A 19,467-nucleotide genomic window follows, 5' to 3' on the forward strand; every position below is an offset into this window, starting at 1 on the left:
AACAACCCTCTTTGCCTGATGACCATAGCGAGTCGGTCCCACCCCTTCCCATCCCGAACAGGACCGTGAAACGACTCTACGCCGATGATAGTGCGGATTCCCGTGTGAAAGTAGGTAATCGTCAGGCTCCCTCAAGCCAGAAACCCCCGCCCAACCGGCGGGGGTTTTTGCATTTCCAGCGACGGAAATGGCACCGGGCGCGCCGGCGCACGAAAATGTTACCCATCACTCTGCTCAGGCGCCCTAGATTGCCGATGCAGATCGGCGCTACGCATGGTCCCGGTCCACCATTGCACATGTGTCACTTCCGGCAACCGGCCAACCGCAAGGCTGGCACTCACGGCAGTGTGCGAGGTGCGAGCAAAAGCGCGCGAACGCCGCGCCAAGGCAAGAGCACGCCTTCGCCCCGACAGTTTCTCTCGGCCTCCGAATACGCATTGAACGCGGCAAAGAGTCCTTCCTTCCTGGGCGAAAGCAGGAGTGACCACTTCCAATCCGCCATCTTCTTCGCGCCCTGGTTGCGACATCGCGAGTCGTCACATTCAAAGCTTCGGAATGCTTGGTCAATGCATTCCTTGTCGTTGCGCTCGTCCGCAGCACGTCTTAGCGCGAGCGACACTACATCGTTCCCTTTCGTGAAGTCGAAGGTTTCGGCTCCGGCAGCCGGAAAGCGAACCGTGCGAGTCCAGTCAAGGGGCTTGCCGGTGGCGAGATCGTAGGTCGTGGTATTCCAGCCGCTTGACGGGTGAGCTGCGCCTGGCCAATCCCAGTAGCATGTCGCGTCGACCGTGAACAAGCGGGTATTGGCGAATGCCACCGTCGGCGTGCAGCTCGAGTCGCCTTTCGGCCGGGCCATGAGTGCCAGGCCGACCGTTTCCCGAAACACCCGATCGAGGTCGGCGTTGATGGTTCGCACTGCGTCCGCTGACGGTCCGCTCGTCAGCTGCGGAGCGGATGCGCCACTTCGCTTTTCGGTGATGAATCGCCAGGTGACGGCGCGATCGGCTGACGTTCCCTTGCGTGCGGAAATCTCCGTCGGCCCTTCCACCCGCAAGCAATCGTAACCGCGTTCGGTTGCCGACGATCCGTGAAAGTTCGCGTCGCAGGTGGCGCTCGTGCGCTCCAGTCGGATCGGCAGGGTGGCCACCGCCCCTGCGCTTTTCCTCCACGTCCCGGATGCCGATCCGGATGCGAACGAGAGGGACCAGACGCCGGTCGGTTCGGCGCAGGCGATTGGTTCGTCGCCGCCGCCGGAAAGGGAACACTCGATGAATTCCCCCGCGTTGACGGTCGGGACCAGACCGATGTCGATGCCTTGCGAGCGATAGAAGTAACGGCCGATCGCCTGCTTGTCGTTCTGGTAGAAGCGTAGAACGATAGACGACTTGCCGATCGTGCCGCGGTAGAGGCTTTCGTCCGGAGCGGCATGCGCGATGTCCGTGACGAGTGAGGCGGCGAACAGCAGCGCACATGAGAGGCGCATGGAAGCTCCTGGTGTCGGGTTCGAATCGTGCGCCCGGCGTTCCCTTGGCGTCACAGACTGCGCATTTGGTTCCGGACCCTACACAGACTAACGTGGCGCAACGAGGGGCGCCAGTCGGTGCTGAGTCGCAGCACTCGAGCATCGGGAGCGAACGAATAGCCGCGCATAGGCATGCGCGTCCATGCGGTCGGGCGACACGGCGGACTGCTGTTGCCGCTACGCGAGGAGATTGGCGACGCCGGCCTGAGGAAAATGTGCTGGATCTGCGCGTGCATCCCGGTTGTGGATGCGAGCAGGGCGCTTCGATCGTAAAGGCGTCTCGGGTGCGCAAAAGACCGGCAGATCAAGTTCGGCACGAAATTTGCGGTTTTTTGCGTTTACCCGCTTGGCTTTATCGTGCGAAGGTCGTATGATGGCGGTCTTCCGATTTTTCGGCGTGAACTCAGGTTCGTGACGGAACGGTCGGAGTCTGACGAAGATGCGTGCATTGGCGCGCCAGGTGTGACTTTCGGTGTTCGCGAGGGCGTAAATGCTCGGTGCGGCGTCGATGAGGGGCTTGGGGCGTATCAGTCAGGTGCTGGTGAAGAGAATGAAAATAATCTTCCGGATGTGCTTGACAGGGGTGCGATGTACCCCCATAATCGTCAGTTCTCTACGGAGGGGTGCCCGAGTGGCTAAAGGGGGCAGACTGTAAATCTGTTGGCTTACGCCTACGTTGGTTCGAATCCAACCTCCTCCACCAAGATATCAGCGCAGTGAGCGGTAAGGAATCGTTTGTGGCCCGTGCGGGTGTAGCTCAATGGTAGAGCAGAAGCCTTCCAAGCTTACGACGAGGGTTCGATTCCCTTCACCCGCTCCAGACCGCGAAGTTGAAGCGTAAAGCGCCCATGTGGCTCAGTGGTAGAGCACTCCCTTGGTAAGGGAGAGGTCGGCAGTTCGATCCTGCCCATGGGCACCAGCAGTAAAAAGTCAGTGTCTTGTTGTTTGCGCGCGGCGCAACCTGTGAAATTCCTTTTGGGAGTTGAAAATGGCCAAGGAAAAGTTTGAGCGGACCAAGCCGCACGTGAACGTTGGTACGATTGGTCACGTTGACCACGGCAAGACGACGCTGACGGCAGCGATCACGACGGTTCTGACGAAGAAGTTCGGCGGCGAAGCGAAGGCATACGACCAGATCGACGCGGCACCGGAAGAAAAGGCGCGCGGCATCACGATCAACACGGCACACGTCGAGTACGAAACGGCTAACCGCCACTACGCACACGTCGACTGCCCGGGCCACGCTGACTATGTGAAGAACATGATCACGGGCGCAGCGCAGATGGACGGCGCGATCCTGGTTTGCTCGGCAGCAGACGGCCCGATGCCGCAAACGCGTGAGCACATCCTGCTGGCGCGTCAGGTTGGCGTTCCGTACATCATCGTGTTCCTGAACAAGTGCGACATGGTGGACGACGCAGAACTGCTCGAGCTGGTCGAGATGGAAGTTCGCGAGCTGCTGTCGAAGTACGACTTCCCGGGCGACGACACGCCGATCGTGAAGGGTTCGGCCAAGCTGGCGCTGGAAGGCGACACGGGCGAGCTGGGCGAAGTGGCGATCATGAGCCTGGCAGACGCGCTGGACACGTACATCCCGACGCCGGAGCGTGCAGTTGACGGCGCGTTCCTGATGCCGGTGGAAGACGTGTTCTCGATCTCGGGCCGCGGTACGGTGGTGACGGGTCGTGTCGAGCGCGGCATCGTGAAGGTCGGCGAAGAAATCGAAATCGTCGGTATCAAGCCGACGGTGAAGACGACCTGCACGGGCGTTGAAATGTTCCGCAAGCTGCTGGACCAGGGTCAGGCAGGCGACAACGTCGGTATCCTGCTGCGCGGCACGAAGCGTGAAGACGTGGAGCGTGGCCAGGTTCTGGCGAAGCCGGGTTCGATCACGCCGCACACGCACTTCACGGCTGAAGTGTACGTGCTGAGCAAGGACGAAGGCGGCCGCCACACGCCGTTCTTCAACAACTACCGTCCGCAGTTCTACTTCCGTACGACGGACGTGACGGGCTCGATCGAGCTGCCGAAGGACAAGGAAATGGTGATGCCGGGCGACAACGTGTCGATCACGGTGAAGCTGATCGCTCCGATCGCGATGGAAGAAGGTCTGCGCTTCGCAATCCGCGAAGGTGGCCGTACGGTCGGCGCCGGCGTCGTCGCCAAGATCATCGAGTAAGCCAGTTATTCGTTGATCGACAGTTTTGGGGCTGGCAACAGCCAGCCCCAGTATGGTTTAGGGGTATAGCTCAACTGGCAGAGCGTCGGTCTCCAAAACCGAAGGTTGGGGGTTCGATTCCCTCTGCCCCTGCCAAAAAATAGCCACGTGTCCTACGTGGCATTTGTTTTAAGGTGTTATGGCGAATCCATCCGTCGAAACTGTAAATACCTCCGGCGATAAGCTGATGCTGGCCCTGGGCGTATTGCTGGTCTTGGCCGGATTCGTGGGCTTCTTCTGGCTGGCCAATCAGCAGTGGTATGTCCGCGGTGCCGCGTTGGCGGTAGGGATCATCGCCGGCGTGGCCGTCGGGCTGATGTCCGCACCTGGCAAGAGCCTCATCGCCTTTGCCAAGGATTCGTACAAGGAAGTCCGGAAGGTCGTTTGGCCCACCCGTAAGGAAGCAACGCAAACCACACTCGTCGTGTTCGGTTTCGTGCTCGTGATGGCGATTTTCCTCTGGTTGAGTGACAAATCGATCGAATGGGTGATTTTCTCGGCGATTCTGGGTTGGAAATGATATGAGCGATACTCCGGCATCCCCGAGCGGAAAGCGTTGGTACGTCGTGCACGCCTACTCCGGTATGGAGAAGAGCGTGCAACGTGCGCTTCAAGAGCGCATCGAACGTGCTGGCATGCAGGACAAATTCGGTCAGATCCTGGTTCCGACCGAAGAAGTGGTCGAAGTCAAAGGCGGCCACAAGGCAGTAACCGAGCGTCGATTCTTCCCCGGCTACGTGCTGGTGGAGATGGAAATGACGGACGAAACGTGGCACCTCGTGAAGAACACCGCGAAGGTCACCGGTTTCGTCGGCGGTGCGCGTAATCGCCCGACCCCGATTTCCCCGAAGGAAGTCGAGAAGATCATGTCGCAGATGCAGGAAGGCGTCGAGAAGCCGCGCCCGAAGACCCTGTTCGAAGTCGGCGAGATGGTGCGTGTCAAGGAAGGCCCGTTCACGGACTTCAACGGCACCGTCGAAGAAGTCAACTACGAAAAATCGCGCGTGCGTGTGTCGGTCACCATCTTTGGCCGATCCACCCCGGTCGAACTCGAGTTCGGCCAGGTCGAAAAAGTTTGATCCCGATTCGGTGGGCAGCCTCGGCTGCCCACCTTCGCGCTTACGGCCCGCGTCATGGCCGTTGAGGAGCGTCAGTAGCCAGCGGCGAAAGCGCGTTATCACTCACCGAACGCCTTTCCTCCGGCGTTCCAATGAGGTTCACAAATGGCAAAGAAGATTATCGGCTTTATCAAGCTGCAGATCCCTGCAGGTAAAGCCAACCCGTCGCCGCCGGTCGGTCCGGCACTGGGCCAGCGCGGCCTGAACATCATGGAGTTCTGCAAGGCGTTCAACGCGCAGACTCAAGGCATGGAGCCGGGTCTGCCGGTGCCGGTGGTCATCACGGCATTCGCTGACAAGAGCTTCACGTTCGTGATGAAGACGCCGCCGGCGACCGTCCTGATCAAGAAGGCGGCGAAGGTGGACAAGGGCTCGAGCAAGCCGCACACCGACAAGGTCGGTTCGATCACGCGCGCTCAAGCCGAAGAAATCGCGAAGACCAAGATGCCGGACCTTACGGCAGCTGATCTGGACGCAGCCGTTCGCACCATCGCTGGTAGCGCACGCTCGATGGGCATCACTGTGGAGGGCGTGTAAATGGCTAAGATCTCCAAGCGCCGTCAGGCATTTGCCGCCAAGGTCGATCGTCAGAAGCTGTACGCGATCGAAGACGCACTGAGCCTCGTGAAGGAATGCGCGAGCGCGAAGTTCGACGAGTCGATCGACGTCGCAGTCCAGCTCGGCATCGATGCGAAGAAGTCGGACCAGGTCGTTCGTGGTTCGGTCGTCCTGCCGGCAGGTACGGGCAAGTCGGTTCGCGTTGCCGTGTTCGCGCAAGGCGAGAAGGCCGAGCAGGCTCGTGCAGCAGGCGCGGAAATCGTCGGTATGGAAGACCTGGCTGAGCAGATCAAGGCTGGCCAGATGGACTTCGACATCGTGATCGCTTCGCCGGACACGATGCGTATCGTCGGTACGCTCGGCCAGATCCTCGGCCCGCGCGGCCTGATGCCGAACCCGAAGGTCGGTACGGTCACGCCGGACGTCGCAACCGCCGTCAAGAACGCGAAGGCTGGTCAGGTGCAATTCCGTGTCGACAAGGCCGGTATCATCCACGCGACCATCGGCCGTGCATCGTTCGAGCCGACCGCACTGCGTTCGAACCTGTCGGCGCTGATCGAAGCGCTGCAGAAGGCAAAGCCGGCAACGAGCAAGGGCGTCTACCTGCGCAAGATCGCACTGTCGAGCACGATGGGCGTCGGCGTGCGTGTCGACCAGGCTACGCTGGCAGCACAGTAAGCAAGTATTCGGGCCGCTTCGTTCGCGAAGCGGCCTACATGGGCTTTGGGCGGTTGTTCGTGCAGCAGGGCGGGCAACCGGTTATCAAAGACCGTTGGTGGGGTGCCGCAGTCAGGTGATCCCTTAATTCAAGCCAACGCAGATGGCGAACCCGAAAAAGTTTTGCAGTGGTGAAGCCGCAGGCCGTGAAGCGATTCGCGGCATGAGGTGGAAATACTCCTAACGAGGTCGGACGCCGTTGTTGAACGAGGTACGTGAGGTTCGTGTGCCATACCGGCAAGCCAAACGTATCGTTTCTGGAGGCTAACCGTGCCGCTTAATAGAGAAGACAAGCAAGCCGTCGTCGCTGAGGTTTCCGCGCAAGTCGCGAAGGCCCAGACCGTTGTGCTGGCTGAGTATCGTGGAATTGCGGTTGGCGATCTGACCAAGCTGCGCGCGAAAGCGCGTGAGCAACAGGTTTACCTGCGCGTGTTGAAGAACACGCTGGCGCGTCGCGCCGTTGAAGGTACGCCGTTTGCTCCGCTGGCAGAGCAGATGACTGGCCCGTTGATCTACGGCATCTCGGAAGATGCAATTGCTGCTGCTAAGGTCGTCAACGACTTCAGCAAGAGCAATGACAAGTTGGTCATCAAGGCTGGTTCGTTCGATGGCAAGGTGATGGACAAGGCTGGCGTGCAAGCGCTGGCAAGCATCCCGAGCCGCGAAGAACTGCTCTCGAAGCTGCTGTTCGTTATGCAATCGCCTGTTTCGGGCTTCGCGCGTGCCCTGGCCGCGCTGGCAGAAAAGAAGCAAGCCGAAGCTGCGTAATCGAACGTGCATCAGCGTCATTGATCGCTGGCTGTATCCGAATTCAATTTAGGAGTATTTCAAATGGCAATCGCAAAAGAAGACATCCTGGCAGCAGTCGAAGGGATGACCGTTCTGGAACTGAACGAACTGGTCAAGGCATTCGAAGAGAAGTTTGGCGTGTCGGCAGCTGCAGTGGCAGTCGCTGGCCCGGCAGGCGGCGGCGCTGCTGCTGCTGCAGAAGAGAAGACCGAATTCACGGTCGTTCTGGCTGAAGCAGGCAGCAACAAGGTTGCAGTCATCAAGGCAGTTCGCGAACTGACGGGCCTGGGCCTGAAGGAAGCGAAGGACGTCGTTGACGGCGCACCGAAGGCTGTCAAGGAAGGCGTCGACAAGGCTGCTGCTGAAGAAGCCAAGAAGAAGCTGGAAGAAGCAGGCGCGAAGGTCGAAGTCAAGTAAGTTTCGGCGCGCTGTGCGAAGGCTGGCGGTATTTTCACCGCCGGCCTTTTTGTGCTTTGTGGGGACGTTATTCTGGCACTCATTCGGGAGCCCGAATAATCGGCCCCAGAAGCCAAAGAAAACCGCCTGATCGTTGTGATTGGTCACGAATGGCGGTTCTCTTTGTCTTCTGAAGCGACTGCAGAAGGCAAGTTTGGTCGGGTAGCGGGCAACACAGGCATCCGCTGCCGTCAGCCAGCGGTTGGTAGCGGCCAACCACCAAGCTTCTCGGCTCGTTCAAGCCGTCGGACGGCCATCGGGTCTCAGTCGGTGAACACTCGGGTTTGAAACGTCCAGGTATTCCGCCTCGATAGCACCCGCCGTGATTCGGAGATCGTATGCAATATTCCTTCACCGAGAAGAAGCGCATTCGCAAGAGTTTCGCGAAGCGCCCCATCGTTCACCAAGTTCCTTTCTTGCTGGCTACCCAGCTTGAATCATTCAGCACGTTTCTGCAAGCCGATGTGCCGGCCACGCAACGCAAGCCTGAAGGTTTGCAGGCCGCGTTCACATCGGTATTTCCCATTGTTTCGCACAACGGCTTCGCGCGCCTCGAGTTCGTGAGCTACGCGTTGTCCGCGCCGGCATTCAACATCAAGGAATGCCAGCAGCGCGGCCTGACGTACTGCTCCGCGCTGCGCGCGAAGGTCCGCCTTGTCATCCTCGACAAGGAATCGCCGAACAAGCCGGTCGTCAAGGAAGTGAAAGAGCAGGAAGTGTACATGGGCGAAATTCCGCTCATGACGCCGACGGGCTCGTTCGTCATCAACGGCACCGAGCGTGTCATCGTCTCGCAGCTGCACCGTTCGCCGGGCGTGTTCTTCGAACACGACAAGGGCAAGACGCACAGCTCGGGCAAGCTGCTGTTCTCGGCGCGGATCATTCCGTACCGCGGCTCGTGGCTCGACTTCGAATTCGACCCGAAGGACATCCTGTACTTCCGCGTCGACCGTCGCCGCAAGATGCCGGTCACGATCCTGCTGAAGGCCATCGGCCTGACGCCGGAACAGATCCTCGCGAACTTCTTCGTGTTCGACAACTTCACGCTGATGGACGAGGGCGCGCAACTCGAGTTCGTGCCCGAGCGCCTGCGTGGTGAAGTCGCGCGTTTCGACATCACGGATCGTGATGGCAAGGTCATCGTCCAGAAGGACAAGCGGATCAACGCGAAGCACATTCGCGACCTCGAAGCCGCGAAGACCAAGTTCATCTCGGTGCCGGAAGACTATCTGCTCGGCCGCGTGCTGGCGAAGAACGTCGTCGACGGCGACACCGGCGAAGTGATCGCGAGCGCGAACGACGAAGTCACGGAAAGCGTGCTCGAGAAGCTGCGCGAAGCGGGCATCAAGGACATCCAGACGCTCTACACGAACGACCTGGACCAGGGCCCGTACATCTCGTCGACGCTGCGTGTCGACGAAACGACCGACAAGACGGCCGCGCGCATCGCGATCTACCGCATGATGCGTCCGGGCGAGCCGCCGACCGAAGAAGCGGTCGAGGCCCTGTTCAACCGTCTGTTCTACAGCGAAGAAGCGTACGACCTGTCGAAGGTCGGCCGCATGAAGTTCAACCGCCGCGTCAGCCGTGACGAGATCACCGGCCCGATGACGCTGCAGGACGACGACATCCTCGCGACGATCAAGATCCTCGTCGAGCTGCGCAACGGCAAGGGCGAAGTGGACGACATCGACCACCTCGGCAACCGTCGCGTGCGTTGCGTCGGCGAACTGGCGGAAAACCAGTTCCGCGCGGGTCTCGTGCGTGTCGAGCGCGCGGTCAAGGAACGCCTCGGCCAGGCCGAAAGCGAAAACCTGATGCCGCACGACCTGATCAACTCGAAGCCGATTTCGTCGGCGATCCGCGAGTTCTTCGGTTCGTCGCAGCTGTCGCAGTTCATGGACCAGACCAACCCGCTGTCGGAAATCACGCACAAGCGCCGTGTTTCCGCACTGGGCCCGGGCGGTCTGACGCGCGAGCGCGCAGGCTTCGAAGTCCGTGACGTGCACCCGACCCACTATGGCCGCGTGTGCCCGATCGAAACGCCGGAAGGTCCGAACATCGGTCTGATCAACTCGCTCGCACTGTATGCGCACCTGAACGAGTACGGCTTCCTCGAGACGCCGTACCGCAAGGTCGTGGACAGCAAGGTGACCGACCAGATCGACTACCTGTCGGCGATCGAGGAAGGCCGCTACATGATCGCGCAGGCGAACGCCGCGATCGACGAGAACGGCACGCTGATCGACGAACTCGTGTCGTCGCGTGAAGCCGGCGAAACGATGATGGTCACGCCGGACCGTATCCAGTACATGGACGTCGCGCCGTCGCAGATCGTGTCGGTTGCAGCCTCGCTGATTCCGTTCCTTGAGCACGACGATGCGAACCGTGCACTGATGGGTTCGAACATGCAGCGTCAGGCCGTGCCGTGTCTGCGTCCGGAAAAGCCGGTCGTCGGGACGGGCATCGAGCGCACCTGCGCGGTCGACTCGGGCACGACGGTTCAGGCGTTCCGCGGCGGCGTCGTCGACTATGTCGACGCAGGCCGTATCGTGATTCGCGTGAACGACGACGAAGCGGTCGCAGGTGAAGTCGGTGTCGACATCTACAACCTGATCAAGTACACGCGTTCGAACCAGAACACGAACATCAACCAGCGTCCGATCGTGAAGATGGGCGACAAGGTCTCGCGCGGCGACGTGCTGGCCGACGGCGCCTCGACGGACCTGGGCGAGCTCGCGCTCGGCCAGAACATGCTGATCGCGTTCATGCCGTGGAACGGCTACAACTTCGAGGATTCGATCCTGATCTCGGAGAAGGTCGTGGCCGACGATCGCTACACGTCGATCCACATCGAAGAGCTGAACGTCGTTGCACGCGACACGAAGCTCGGGCCGGAAGAAATCACGCGCGACATCTCGAACCTGGCGGAAGTCCAGCTCGGCCGTCTCGACGAATCGGGCATCGTGTACATCGGTGCGGAAGTCGAAGCAGGCGACGTGCTGGTCGGCAAGGTCACGCCGAAGGGCGAGACCCAGCTGACGCCGGAAGAGAAGCTGCTGCGCGCGATCTTCGGCGAGAAGGCTTCGGACGTGAAGGACACGTCGCTGCGCGTGCCGTCGGGCATGAGCGGCACCGTGATCGACGTCCAGGTGTTCACGCGTGAAGGCATCCAGCGCGACAAGCGTGCGCAACAGATCATCGACGACGAACTGAAGCGTTACCGTCTCGACCTGAACGACCAGCTGCGCATCGTGGAAGGCGACGCGTTCCAGCGTCTCGCACGCATGCTCGTGGGCAAGGTCGCGAACGGCGGCCCGAAGAAGCTCGCGAAGGGCACGAAGATCGACCAGGCTTACCTGGAAGACCTCGACCACTACCACTGGTTCGACATCCGCCTCGCGGACGACGAAGCAGCGGCATCGCTCGAAGCGATCAAGAACTCGATCGAAGAGAAGCGTCACCAGTTCGACCTCGCGTTCGAAGAGAAGCGCAAGAAGCTCACGCAAGGCGACGAACTGCCGCCGGGCGTGCTGAAGATGGTCAAGGTGTACCTCGCGGTCAAGCGTCGCCTGCAGCCTGGCGACAAGATGGCGGGCCGTCACGGTAACAAGGGTGTCGTGTCGAAGATCGTCCCGATCGAAGACATGCCGTACATGGCCGACGGCCGTCCGGCAGACGTCGTGCTGAACCCGCTGGGCGTGCCGTCGCGGATGAACGTGGGTCAGGTTCTGGAAGTGCACCTCGGCTGGGCCGCGAAGGGCCTCGGCTGGCGTATTGGCGAAATGCTGCAGCGTCAGGCGAAGATCGAGGAACTGCGCGTGTTCCTGACGAAGATCTACAACGAGTCGGGCCGCCAGGAAGACCTGGAAAGCTTCACCGACGACGAGATCCTCGAACTCGCGAAGAACCTGCGCGAAGGCGTGCCGTTCGCGACGCCGGTGTTCGACGGTGCGACCGAGGAAGAAATGGGCAAGATGCTCGACCTCGCGTTCCCGGACGACATCGCCGAACAGCTCGGCATGAACCCGTCGAAGAACCAGGTCCGCCTGTACGACGGCCGCACGGGTGAAATGTTCGAACGTCGCGTGACGCTGGGCTACATGCACTACCTGAAGCTGCACCACTTGGTCGACGACAAGATGCACGCGCGTTCGACCGGCCCGTACTCGCTCGTCACGCAGCAGCCGCTGGGTGGTAAGGCGCAGTTCGGCGGCCAGCGTTTCGGTGAAATGGAAGTGTGGGCACTCGAAGCGTACGGCGCGTCCTACGTGCTGCAGGAAATGCTGACGGTGAAGTCGGACGACGTGACCGGCCGGACGAAGGTGTACGAAAACCTCGTCAAGGGCGATCACGTGATCGATGCAGGCATGCCGGAATCCTTCAACGTGCTCGTGAAGGAAATCCGCTCGCTCGGTATCGACATCGATCTCGACCGCAATTAATCGGACTACGGAGAGAAAGCAATGAAAGCTCTGCTCGATCTATTCAAGCAAGTCCAACAGGAAGAAGTTTTCGACGCGATCAAGATCGGTCTGGCCTCGCCGGACAAGATCCGTTCGTGGTCGTTCGGCGAAGTGAAGAAGCCGGAGACCATCAACTACCGTACGTTCAAGCCGGAACGCGATGGTCTCTTCTGCGCGAAGATCTTCGGGCCGATCAAGGACTACGAGTGCCTGTGCGGCAAGTACAAGCGTCTGAAGCACCGCGGCGTGATCTGCGAGAAGTGCGGCGTCGAAGTGACGCTGGCGAAGGTGCGTCGCGAACGGATGGGCCACATCGAGCTGGCCTCGCCGGTCGCGCACATCTGGTTCCTGAAGTCGCTGCCGTCGCGTCTGGGCATGGTGCTCGACATGACGCTGCGCGACATCGAACGCGTGCTGTACTTCGAAGCGTACGTGGTGATCGAACCGGGCATGACGCCGCTGAAGGCGCGGCAGATCATGACCGAAGAGGATTACTACAACAAGGTCGAGGAATACGGCGACGAATTCCGTGCCGAAATGGGCGCGGAAGGCGTGCGTGAACTGCTGCGCGCGATCAACATCGACGAGCAGGTCGAGACGCTGCGCACCGAGCTGAAGAACACCGGCTCGGAAGCGAAGATCAAGAAGTACGCGAAGCGCCTGAAGGTCCTCGAGGCATTCCAGCGCTCGGGCATCAAGCCCGAGTGGATGATCCTCGAAGTGCTGCCGGTGCTGCCGCCGGAACTGCGTCCGCTCGTGCCGCTGGACGGCGGCCGTTTCGCGACGTCGGACCTGAACGACCTGTATCGCCGCGTGATCAACCGTAACAACCGGTTGAAGCGCCTGCTCGAGCTGAAGGCCCCTGAAATCATCGTCCGCAACGAAAAGCGGATGCTGCAGGAAGCCGTCGACTCGCTGCTCGACAACGGTCGTCGCGGCAAGGCGATGACGGGCGCGAACAAGCGTCCGCTGAAGTCGCTCGCCGACATGATCAAGGGCAAGGGCGGCCGTTTCCGTCAGAACCTGCTGGGCAAGCGCGTCGACTACTCGGGCCGTTCGGTCATCGTGGTCGGCCCGACGCTGAAGCTGCACCAGTGCGGTCTGCCGAAGCTGATGGCGCTCGAGCTGTTCAAGCCGTTCATCTTCAACAAGCTGGAAGTGATGGGCGTCGCGACGACCATCAAGGCTGCGAAGAAGGAAGTCGAGAACCAGACGCCGGTGGTGTGGGACATCCTCGAAGAGGTGATCCGCGAGCATCCGGTGATGCTGAACCGTGCGCCGACGCTGCACCGTCTCGGTATCCAGGCGTTCGAGCCGGTGCTGATCGAAGGCAAGGCAATTCAGCTGCACCCGCTCGTCTGCGCGGCGTTCAACGCCGACTTCGACGGTGACCAGATGGCCGTTCACGTGCCGCTGTCGCTCGAAGCGCAGATGGAAGCGCGTACGCTGATGCTGGCGTCGAACAACGTCCTGTTCCCGGCCAACGGCGATCCGTCGATCGTGCCGTCGCAGGATATCGTGCTGGGTCTGTACTACGCGACCCGCGAAGCGGTCAACGGCAAGGGCGAAGGCCTGTCGTTCACGGGCGTGTCGGAAGTGATCCGCGCGTACGAGAACAAGGAAGTCGAGCTCGCATCGCGCGTCAACGTGCGGATCACCGAAATGGTCCACAACGAGGACAAGTCGGAAGGTGCGCCGCCGTTCGTGCCGAAGATCTCGCTGTACGCGACGACCGTCGGCCGCGCGATCCTGTCGGAGATCCTGCCGCACGGCCTGCCGTTCTCGGTGCTGAACAAGCCGCTGAAGAAGAAGGAAATCTCGCGCCTGATCAACACGGCGTTCCGCAAGTGCGGTCTGCGCGCGACGGTGGTGTTTGCCGACCAGCTGATGCAGTCGGGTTTCCGTCTCGCGACGCGCGCCGGTATTTCGATCTGCGTGGACGACATGCTCGTGCCGCCGCAGAAGGAAACGATCGTCGGCGACGCCGCGAAGAAGGTGAAGGAGTACGACCGCCAGTACATGTCGGGTCTCGTCACCGCGCAGGAACGCTACAACAACGTGGTCGACATCTGGTCGGCAACGTCGGAAGCGGTCGGCAAGGCGATGATGGAGCAGCTGTCGACGGAGCCGGTGACGGACCGCGACGGCAACGAGACGCGCCAGGAGTCGTTCAACTCGATCTACATGATGGCCGACTCGGGCGCCCGGGGTTCGGCGGTTCAGATTCGTCAGCTGGCCGGTATGCGCGGCCTGATGGCGAAGCCGGACGGCTCGATTATCGAGACGCCGATTACCGCGAACTTCCGCGAAGGTCTGAACGTGTTGCAGTACTTCATCTCGACCCACGGTGCACGTAAGGGTCTGGCTGATACGGCACTGAAGACCGCGAACTCGGGTTACCTGACGCGTCGTCTCGTCGACGTCACGCAGGATCTGGTCGTCGTGGAAGACGATTGCGGCACGTCGAACGGCGTGGCGATGAAGGCACTCGTCGAAGGCGGTGAAGTCGTCGAGGCGCTGCGCGACCGTATCCTCGGCCGCGTTGCGGTTGCGGACGTCGTGAACCCGGAAACGCAGGAAACGGTGTACGAATCGGGCACGCTGCTCGACGAAACGGCGGTCGAGGAAATCGAACGCCTCGGCATCGACGAAGTGCGCGTGCGCACGCCGCTGACCTGCGAGACGCGCTACGGCCTGTGTGCGTCGTGCTACGGCCGTGACCTCGGCCGCGGCTCGCTCGTGAACGTCGGCGAAGCAGTCGGCGTGATCGCGGCACAGTCGATCGGTGAACCGGGCACGCAGCTGACGATGCGTACGTTCCACATCGGTGGTGCGGCATCGCGTGCGGCAGTGGCTTCGTCGGTCGAAGCGAAGAGCAACGGTATCGTCCGCTTCACGGCGACGATGCGTTACGTCACGAACGCGAAGGGCGAGCAGATCGTCATTTCCCGTTCGGGCGAAGCGATGATCACCGACGATTTCGGTCGCGAGCGCGAGCGTCACAAAGTGCCGTACGGCGCGACGCTGCTGCAGCTCGACGGCGCGACGATCAAGGCCGGCACGCAGCTTGCCACGTGGGATCCGCTGACGCGTCCGATCATCACCGAGTACGGTGGTACGGTGAAGTTCGAGAACGTCGAGGAAGGCGTGACCGTCGCGAAGCAGATCGACGACGTGACCGGCCTGTCGACGCTGGTCGTGATCGACGTGAAGCGCCGTGGTTCGCAGGCTTCGAAGAGCGTGCGTCCGCAGGTCAAGCTGCTCGACGCGAACGGCGACGAAGTGAAGATTCCGGGCACGGAGCACGCGGTGCAGATCGGCTTCCAGGTCGGCGCACTGATTACCGTGAAGGACGGTCAGCAGGTGCAGGTCGGTGAAGTGCTCGCACGTATCCCGACGGAAGCGCAGAAGACGCGTGACATTACCGGCGGTCTGCCGCGGGTGGCGGAACTGTTCGAAGCGCGTTCGCCGAAGGATGCCGGCATCCTCGCGGAAGTCACCGGTACGACGTCGTTCGGCAAGGACACGAAGGGCAAGCAGCGTCTCGTCATCACGGACCTCGAGGGCAACCAGCACGAGTTCCTGATCGCGAAGGAAAAGCAGGTTCTCGTTCACGATGCCCAGGTCGTCAACAAGGGCGAAATGATCGTGGACGGTCCGGCCGATCCGCACGACATCCTGCGTCTGCAGGGTATCGAGGCACTGTCGCGCTACATCGTCGACGAAGTGCAGGACGTGTATCGTCTGCAGGGCGTGAAGATCAACGACAAGCACATCGAGGTGATCGTTCGCCAGATGCTGCGTCGTGTGCAGATCACCGACAACGGTGATACGCGCTTCATCCCGGGCGAACAGGTCGAGCGTTCCGACATGCTGGACGAGAACGATCGCATGATCGCCGAGGACAAGCGTCCGGCTTCGTACGACAACGTGCTGCTCGGTATCACGAAGGCATCGCTGTCGACCGACTCGTTCATCTCCGCGGCATCGTTCCAGGAAACGACCCGCGTGCTGACCGAAGCGGCGATCATGGGCAAGCGCGACGATCTGCGCGGCCTGAAGGAAAACGTGATCGTCGGCCGTCTGATTCCGGCCGGTACGGGTCTCGCGTTCCACAAGGCACGCAAGGCGAAGGAATCGTCGGATCGCGAGCGTTTCGACCAGATCGCAGCGGAAGAGGCGTTCGATTTCGGCACGCCGAGCACGCCTGCCGCGGAAGAGCCGCAACAGCACCCGGCAGCCGAGTAAGCGCGGGCGGCGCGAGCCGCCTCGCTACGCTGTCGCTGAAACCGCCCAGTTTCGACTGGGCGGTTTTTTTTTCCGTCGTTCGCGCGCGTGACGGGCTTGCGAGCGCGCCTGCCGCAGGCCCGTCATGCACGCGAACGGAACCCGTCCGGATGGCCAACGTTGCGCGATTCGCCACGCGTCCCGCGAGCGGGTTGTTAAAATTGCGGTCATCGTCTAGCCGTCCCCGTCCTCTTTCATGTCCCGCGCCCTCGAAATCCTCGACGAAGTATTTGGTTATCCCGCTTTTCGCGGCCAGCAGGGCGAAATCGTCGAACACGTCGCCGGCGGCGGCGACTGTCTCGTGCTGATGCCGACCGGCGGCGGCAAGTCGCTGTGCTACCAGATTCCGGCGCTGCTGCGTCGCGAGGCCGGGCATGGTGCCGGTATCGTCGTGTCGCCGCTGATCGCGCTGATGCAGGACCAGGTGGCCGCACTGAGCGAAGTGGGCGTGCGCGCGGCGTACCTGAACTCGACGCTGTCGGGCGCCGAGGCCGCGGCGACCGAGCGCGCACTGCGCGAAGGCGAAATCGACCTGCTGTACGTCGCGCCCGAACGGCTGATGACGGGGCGCTTCCTCGACCTGCTCGAGCGCGCGAAGATCGGCCTGTTCGCGATCGACGAAGCGCACTGCGTGTCGCAATGGGGGCACGATTTCCGCCCGGAGTACATCCAGCTGTCGGTGCTGCACGAGCGATTCCCGTCGGTGCCGCGCATCGCATTGACCGCGACGGCCGATGCGATCACGCGCGACGAGATCATCCACCGTCTCGCGCTCGACGACGCACGCGTGTTCGTGTCGAGCTTCGACCGCCCGAACATCCGCTACCGGATCGTCGAAAAGGACAATGCGCGATCGCAGCTGCTCGATTTCATCCGCGCCGAGCACACGAATGCCGACGGCACGACGGATGCGGGTGTCGTCTATTGCCTGTCGCGTCGCAAGGTCGAGGAAACGGCCGAATGGCTGAAGGCGCAAGGCGTGCGTGCGCTGCCGTATCACGCGGGGATGGAGTTCGAGGTGCGGCAGAAGCACCAGGAGATGTTCCAGCGCGAGGAAGGCATCGTGATGTGCGCGACCATCGCGTTCGGCATGGGCATCGACAAGCCGGACGTACGCTTCGTCGCGCACCTGGATCTGCCGAAGAGCGTCGAAGGCTACTACCAGGAAACGGGCCGCGCCGGCCGCGACGGGATGCCCGCGAATGCGTGGATGGCGTACGGGCTCGGCGACGTCGTCCAGCAGCGCAAGATGATCGACGAATCGGATGCGGACGACGCACACAAGCGCGTCCAGACGTCGAAGCTCGACGCGCTGCTCGGGCTGTGCGAGACGATCTCGTGCCGCCGCGTCCGGCTGCTGAACTACTTCGGCGAGGAGAGCAAGCCGTGCGGCAACTGCGATACGTGCCTCGAGCCGCCCGCTTCGTGGGACGCGACGCGTGAGGCGCAGATGGCGCTGTCGTGCGTGTTCCGCGCGCAGCGCGCGAGCGGCTTCAATTTCGGCTCGAGCCACCTGATCGAGATCCTGCGCGGCGGGCGTACCGAGAAGGTGTTGCAGCGGGGTCACGACCAGCTGACGACGTTCGGGATCGGCGCGTCGCTGTCGGAGCCCGAGTGGCGCGCGATATTCCGGCAGCTCGTCGCGTACGGCTACCTGGCCGTCGATCACGGCGGCTTCGGTGCGCTCGTGCTGACCGAGGCCGCGAAGCCGGTGCTGAAGAACGAGGAGAAGGTCACGCTGCGCCGCTACGTGAAGCCGCAGCGCACGCGTCAGTCGTCGAGCCGCAGCGGCACGCGCGTCGATCCGACGGCCGGCATGGGCACGCGCGAGCGCGCACGGTGGGATGCGCTGCGCGCGTGGCGTGCGGAAACGGCGAAGACGGACGGTGTGCCGGCCTATGTGATCTTCCACGACGCGACGCTCGCCGAGATCGCGCGCAACGCGCCGGAGACGATCGACGACCTGCGCCATATCCCCGGCATGGGGGTGCGCAAGCTGGAGCGCTTCGGCGACGAGATCATCGACGTCGTCGAGTCGGCCTGACACAGGCGTTCCGACCCTTCCGGTAAACCACGCGGCCGGCCGGCGAATCACGCAAGCCGTTGACTTAGTTGGCATTTCCGGAATATCATGCTGGGTTCCGGTATTCGGTGGGCCGAGTCGCGTTCGAAAGCTCGCACCCGTTTCGCCGGTTCGGAAGTCAACTGTGCGTCGATTCTCGCTTTGCCCGAAATCGATGTGCGGATTTTGTTCAATTTCAGGAATAAACAATGCCAACCATCAACCAACTGGTTCGCAAAGGCCGTCAGTCGGAAACGACGAAGAGCAAGAGCCCGGCCCTGCAGGACTGCCCCCAGCGTCGCGGCGTGTGCACCCGTGTGTACACGACGACGCCGAAGAAGCCGAACTCGGCACTCCGTAAGGTCGCCAAGGTTCGTCTGACGAACGGCTTCGAAGTGATTTCGTACATCGGCGGTGAAGGCCACAACCTGCAGGAACACTCGGTTGTGCTGATCCGCGGCGGCCGTGTGAAGGACTTGCCGGGTGTGCGTTACCACATGGTTCGCGGCTCGCTGGATACCCAGGGCGTCAAGGATCGTAAGCAAGCGCGCTCGAAGTACGGCGCGAAGCGTGCAAAGGCTGCCAAGTAAGCAGTTTTTGATCAGGGATCGCCGCAGGGCGGTCAAGGCGGGAGTTCCGGATTGCCGGTGCTGTCGAGTAAGTGGTCACCCGGCCAAGCTGGTTAGTCGTGAAGATGTGATCGGGTTTGTTGGTGGCCGCGGAGCTGGAACCAGCTCCAACTGAACAAGTAAAGGAAGAATCATGCCGCGTCGTCGCGAAGTCCCCAAGCGGGAAGTGTTGCCGGATCCGAAGTTCGGTAACGTTGATGTAGCCAAGTTCATGAACATGCTGATGCTGTCCGGCAAGAAGTCGGTCGCAGAGCGCATCGTTTATGGCGCATTCGAACAGATCCAGACCAAGGGTGGCAAGGACCCGCTGGAAGTGTTCACGGTTGCGCTCAACAACGTCAAGCCGGTGGTCGAAGTGAAGAGCCGCCGCGTTGGTGGTGCCAACTATCAAGTTCCGGTCGAAGTGCGCCCGTCGCGTCGTATGGCATTGGCGATGCGCTGGCTGCGCGAGGCTGCGAAGAAGCGCAGCGAGAAGTCGATGGCTCTGCGCCTGGCAGGTGAACTCTCCGAAGCGGCCGAAGGCCGTGGCGGCGCGATGAAGAAGCGCGATGAAGTTCACCGCATGGCAGAAGCCAACCGCGCGTTCTCGCATTTCCGTTTCTAAGCGCCTGGCTGGGCTGTTTGCGGAAATAAATTCCGGGCGGG

13 protein-coding genes, 4 tRNA genes and 1 rRNA gene are annotated in these 19,467 nt (G+C 61.7%); 17 read left to right on the forward strand and 1 reads right to left on the reverse strand.

All coding sequences use genetic code 11. The annotated features are described in order from the left end of the window. Nucleotides 1-14: 14 nt before the first annotated feature. Nucleotides 15-127, forward strand: a 5S ribosomal RNA gene (gene rrf / locus WT26_RS04815). A gap of 210 nt (nucleotides 128-337) precedes the next feature. Here the strand turns inward: rrf and WT26_RS04820 are convergent. After that, nucleotides 338-1,483 (reverse strand): hypothetical protein, encoded by a 1,146-nt coding sequence (locus WT26_RS04820; protein WP_059909153.1) that lies wholly within the window; start codon nucleotides 1,481-1,483, stop codon nucleotides 338-340. Nucleotides 1,484-2,139: 656 nt separating this feature from the next. On the opposite strand from WT26_RS04820, the gene WT26_RS04825 reads away from it, so the two are divergent. The 16 genes from WT26_RS04825 (at nucleotide 2,140) to rpsG (ending at nucleotide 19,426) form a co-directional block, all read left to right on the forward strand. Beyond that, nucleotides 2,140-2,225 (forward strand) — tRNA-Tyr (locus tag WT26_RS04825). A gap of 43 nt (nucleotides 2,226-2,268) precedes the next feature. Beyond that, nucleotides 2,269-2,342, forward strand: a tRNA-Gly gene (locus WT26_RS04830). Between the two features lie 24 nt (nucleotides 2,343-2,366). Beyond that, nucleotides 2,367-2,441 (forward strand) — tRNA-Thr (locus WT26_RS04835). Between the two features lie 69 nt (nucleotides 2,442-2,510). Beyond that, on the forward strand, nucleotides 2,511-3,701 hold the full coding sequence (tuf, locus tag WT26_RS04840; protein WP_006482910.1) for an elongation factor Tu: 1,191 nt from the start codon (nucleotides 2,511-2,513) through the stop codon (nucleotides 3,699-3,701). A gap of 59 nt (nucleotides 3,702-3,760) precedes the next feature. Beyond that, nucleotides 3,761-3,836: transfer RNA gene (locus WT26_RS04845), tRNA-Trp, on the forward strand. Between the two features lie 43 nt (nucleotides 3,837-3,879). After that, on the forward strand, nucleotides 3,880-4,260 hold the full coding sequence (gene secE / locus WT26_RS04850) for a preprotein translocase subunit SecE (RefSeq protein WP_006482892.1): 381 nt from the start codon (nucleotides 3,880-3,882) through the stop codon (nucleotides 4,258-4,260). 1 nt (nucleotide 4,261) lies between these two features. Further along, nucleotides 4,262-4,819 carry a transcription termination/antitermination protein NusG gene (gene nusG, locus WT26_RS04855; protein WP_006400672.1) on the forward strand — a complete coding sequence of 186 codons (558 nt, stop codon included), beginning with the start codon at nucleotides 4,262-4,264 and terminating at the stop codon, nucleotides 4,817-4,819. A gap of 144 nt (nucleotides 4,820-4,963) precedes the next feature. Continuing rightward, complete coding sequence (gene rplK, locus WT26_RS04860) at nucleotides 4,964-5,395, forward strand: 50S ribosomal protein L11 (protein WP_006477201.1); 432 nt, start codon at nucleotides 4,964-4,966, stop codon at nucleotides 5,393-5,395. After that, nucleotides 5,396-6,094, forward strand: a complete 699-nt coding sequence (gene rplA / locus WT26_RS04865) for a 50S ribosomal protein L1 (RefSeq protein WP_006482906.1) — start codon at nucleotides 5,396-5,398, stop codon at nucleotides 6,092-6,094. Between the two features lie 309 nt (nucleotides 6,095-6,403). Beyond that, on the forward strand, nucleotides 6,404-6,901 hold the full coding sequence (gene rplJ / locus WT26_RS04870; RefSeq protein WP_021161756.1) for a 50S ribosomal protein L10: 498 nt from the start codon (nucleotides 6,404-6,406) through the stop codon (nucleotides 6,899-6,901). 63 nt (nucleotides 6,902-6,964) lie between these two features. Then, complete coding sequence (gene rplL, locus WT26_RS04875) at nucleotides 6,965-7,339, forward strand: 50S ribosomal protein L7/L12 (protein ID WP_021161757.1); 375 nt, start codon at nucleotides 6,965-6,967, stop codon at nucleotides 7,337-7,339. Nucleotides 7,340-7,716: 377 nt separating this feature from the next. Continuing rightward, nucleotides 7,717-11,823, forward strand: coding sequence for a DNA-directed RNA polymerase subunit beta (gene rpoB, locus WT26_RS04880; protein ID WP_027788581.1), 4,107 nt, complete (start codon nucleotides 7,717-7,719; stop codon nucleotides 11,821-11,823). 21 nt (nucleotides 11,824-11,844) lie between these two features. Further along, the gene (rpoC, locus tag WT26_RS04885; RefSeq protein WP_059522251.1) at nucleotides 11,845-16,092 is read left to right on the forward strand and encodes a DNA-directed RNA polymerase subunit beta'; all 4,248 of its coding nucleotides are present in this window, start codon (nucleotides 11,845-11,847) and stop codon (nucleotides 16,090-16,092) included. Nucleotides 16,093-16,327: 235 nt separating this feature from the next. Next, nucleotides 16,328-18,175 (forward strand): DNA helicase RecQ, encoded by a 1,848-nt coding sequence (recQ, locus tag WT26_RS04890; RefSeq protein ID WP_069272302.1) that lies wholly within the window; start codon nucleotides 16,328-16,330, stop codon nucleotides 18,173-18,175. Between the two features lie 227 nt (nucleotides 18,176-18,402). Further along, a complete protein-coding gene (rpsL, locus tag WT26_RS04895; protein ID WP_006400662.1) occupies nucleotides 18,403-18,783 on the forward strand; it encodes a 30S ribosomal protein S12 in 381 nt (126 codons plus the stop codon). A gap of 172 nt (nucleotides 18,784-18,955) precedes the next feature. Continuing rightward, nucleotides 18,956-19,426, forward strand: coding sequence for a 30S ribosomal protein S7 (gene rpsG / locus WT26_RS04900; RefSeq protein WP_006477195.1), 471 nt, complete (start codon nucleotides 18,956-18,958; stop codon nucleotides 19,424-19,426). The last annotated feature ends 41 nt before the right edge of the window (nucleotides 19,427-19,467 follow it).

The sequence above is a fragment of the Burkholderia cepacia genome, assembly GCF_001718835.1.
Classification (GTDB): domain Bacteria; phylum Pseudomonadota; class Gammaproteobacteria; order Burkholderiales; family Burkholderiaceae; genus Burkholderia; species Burkholderia cepacia_F.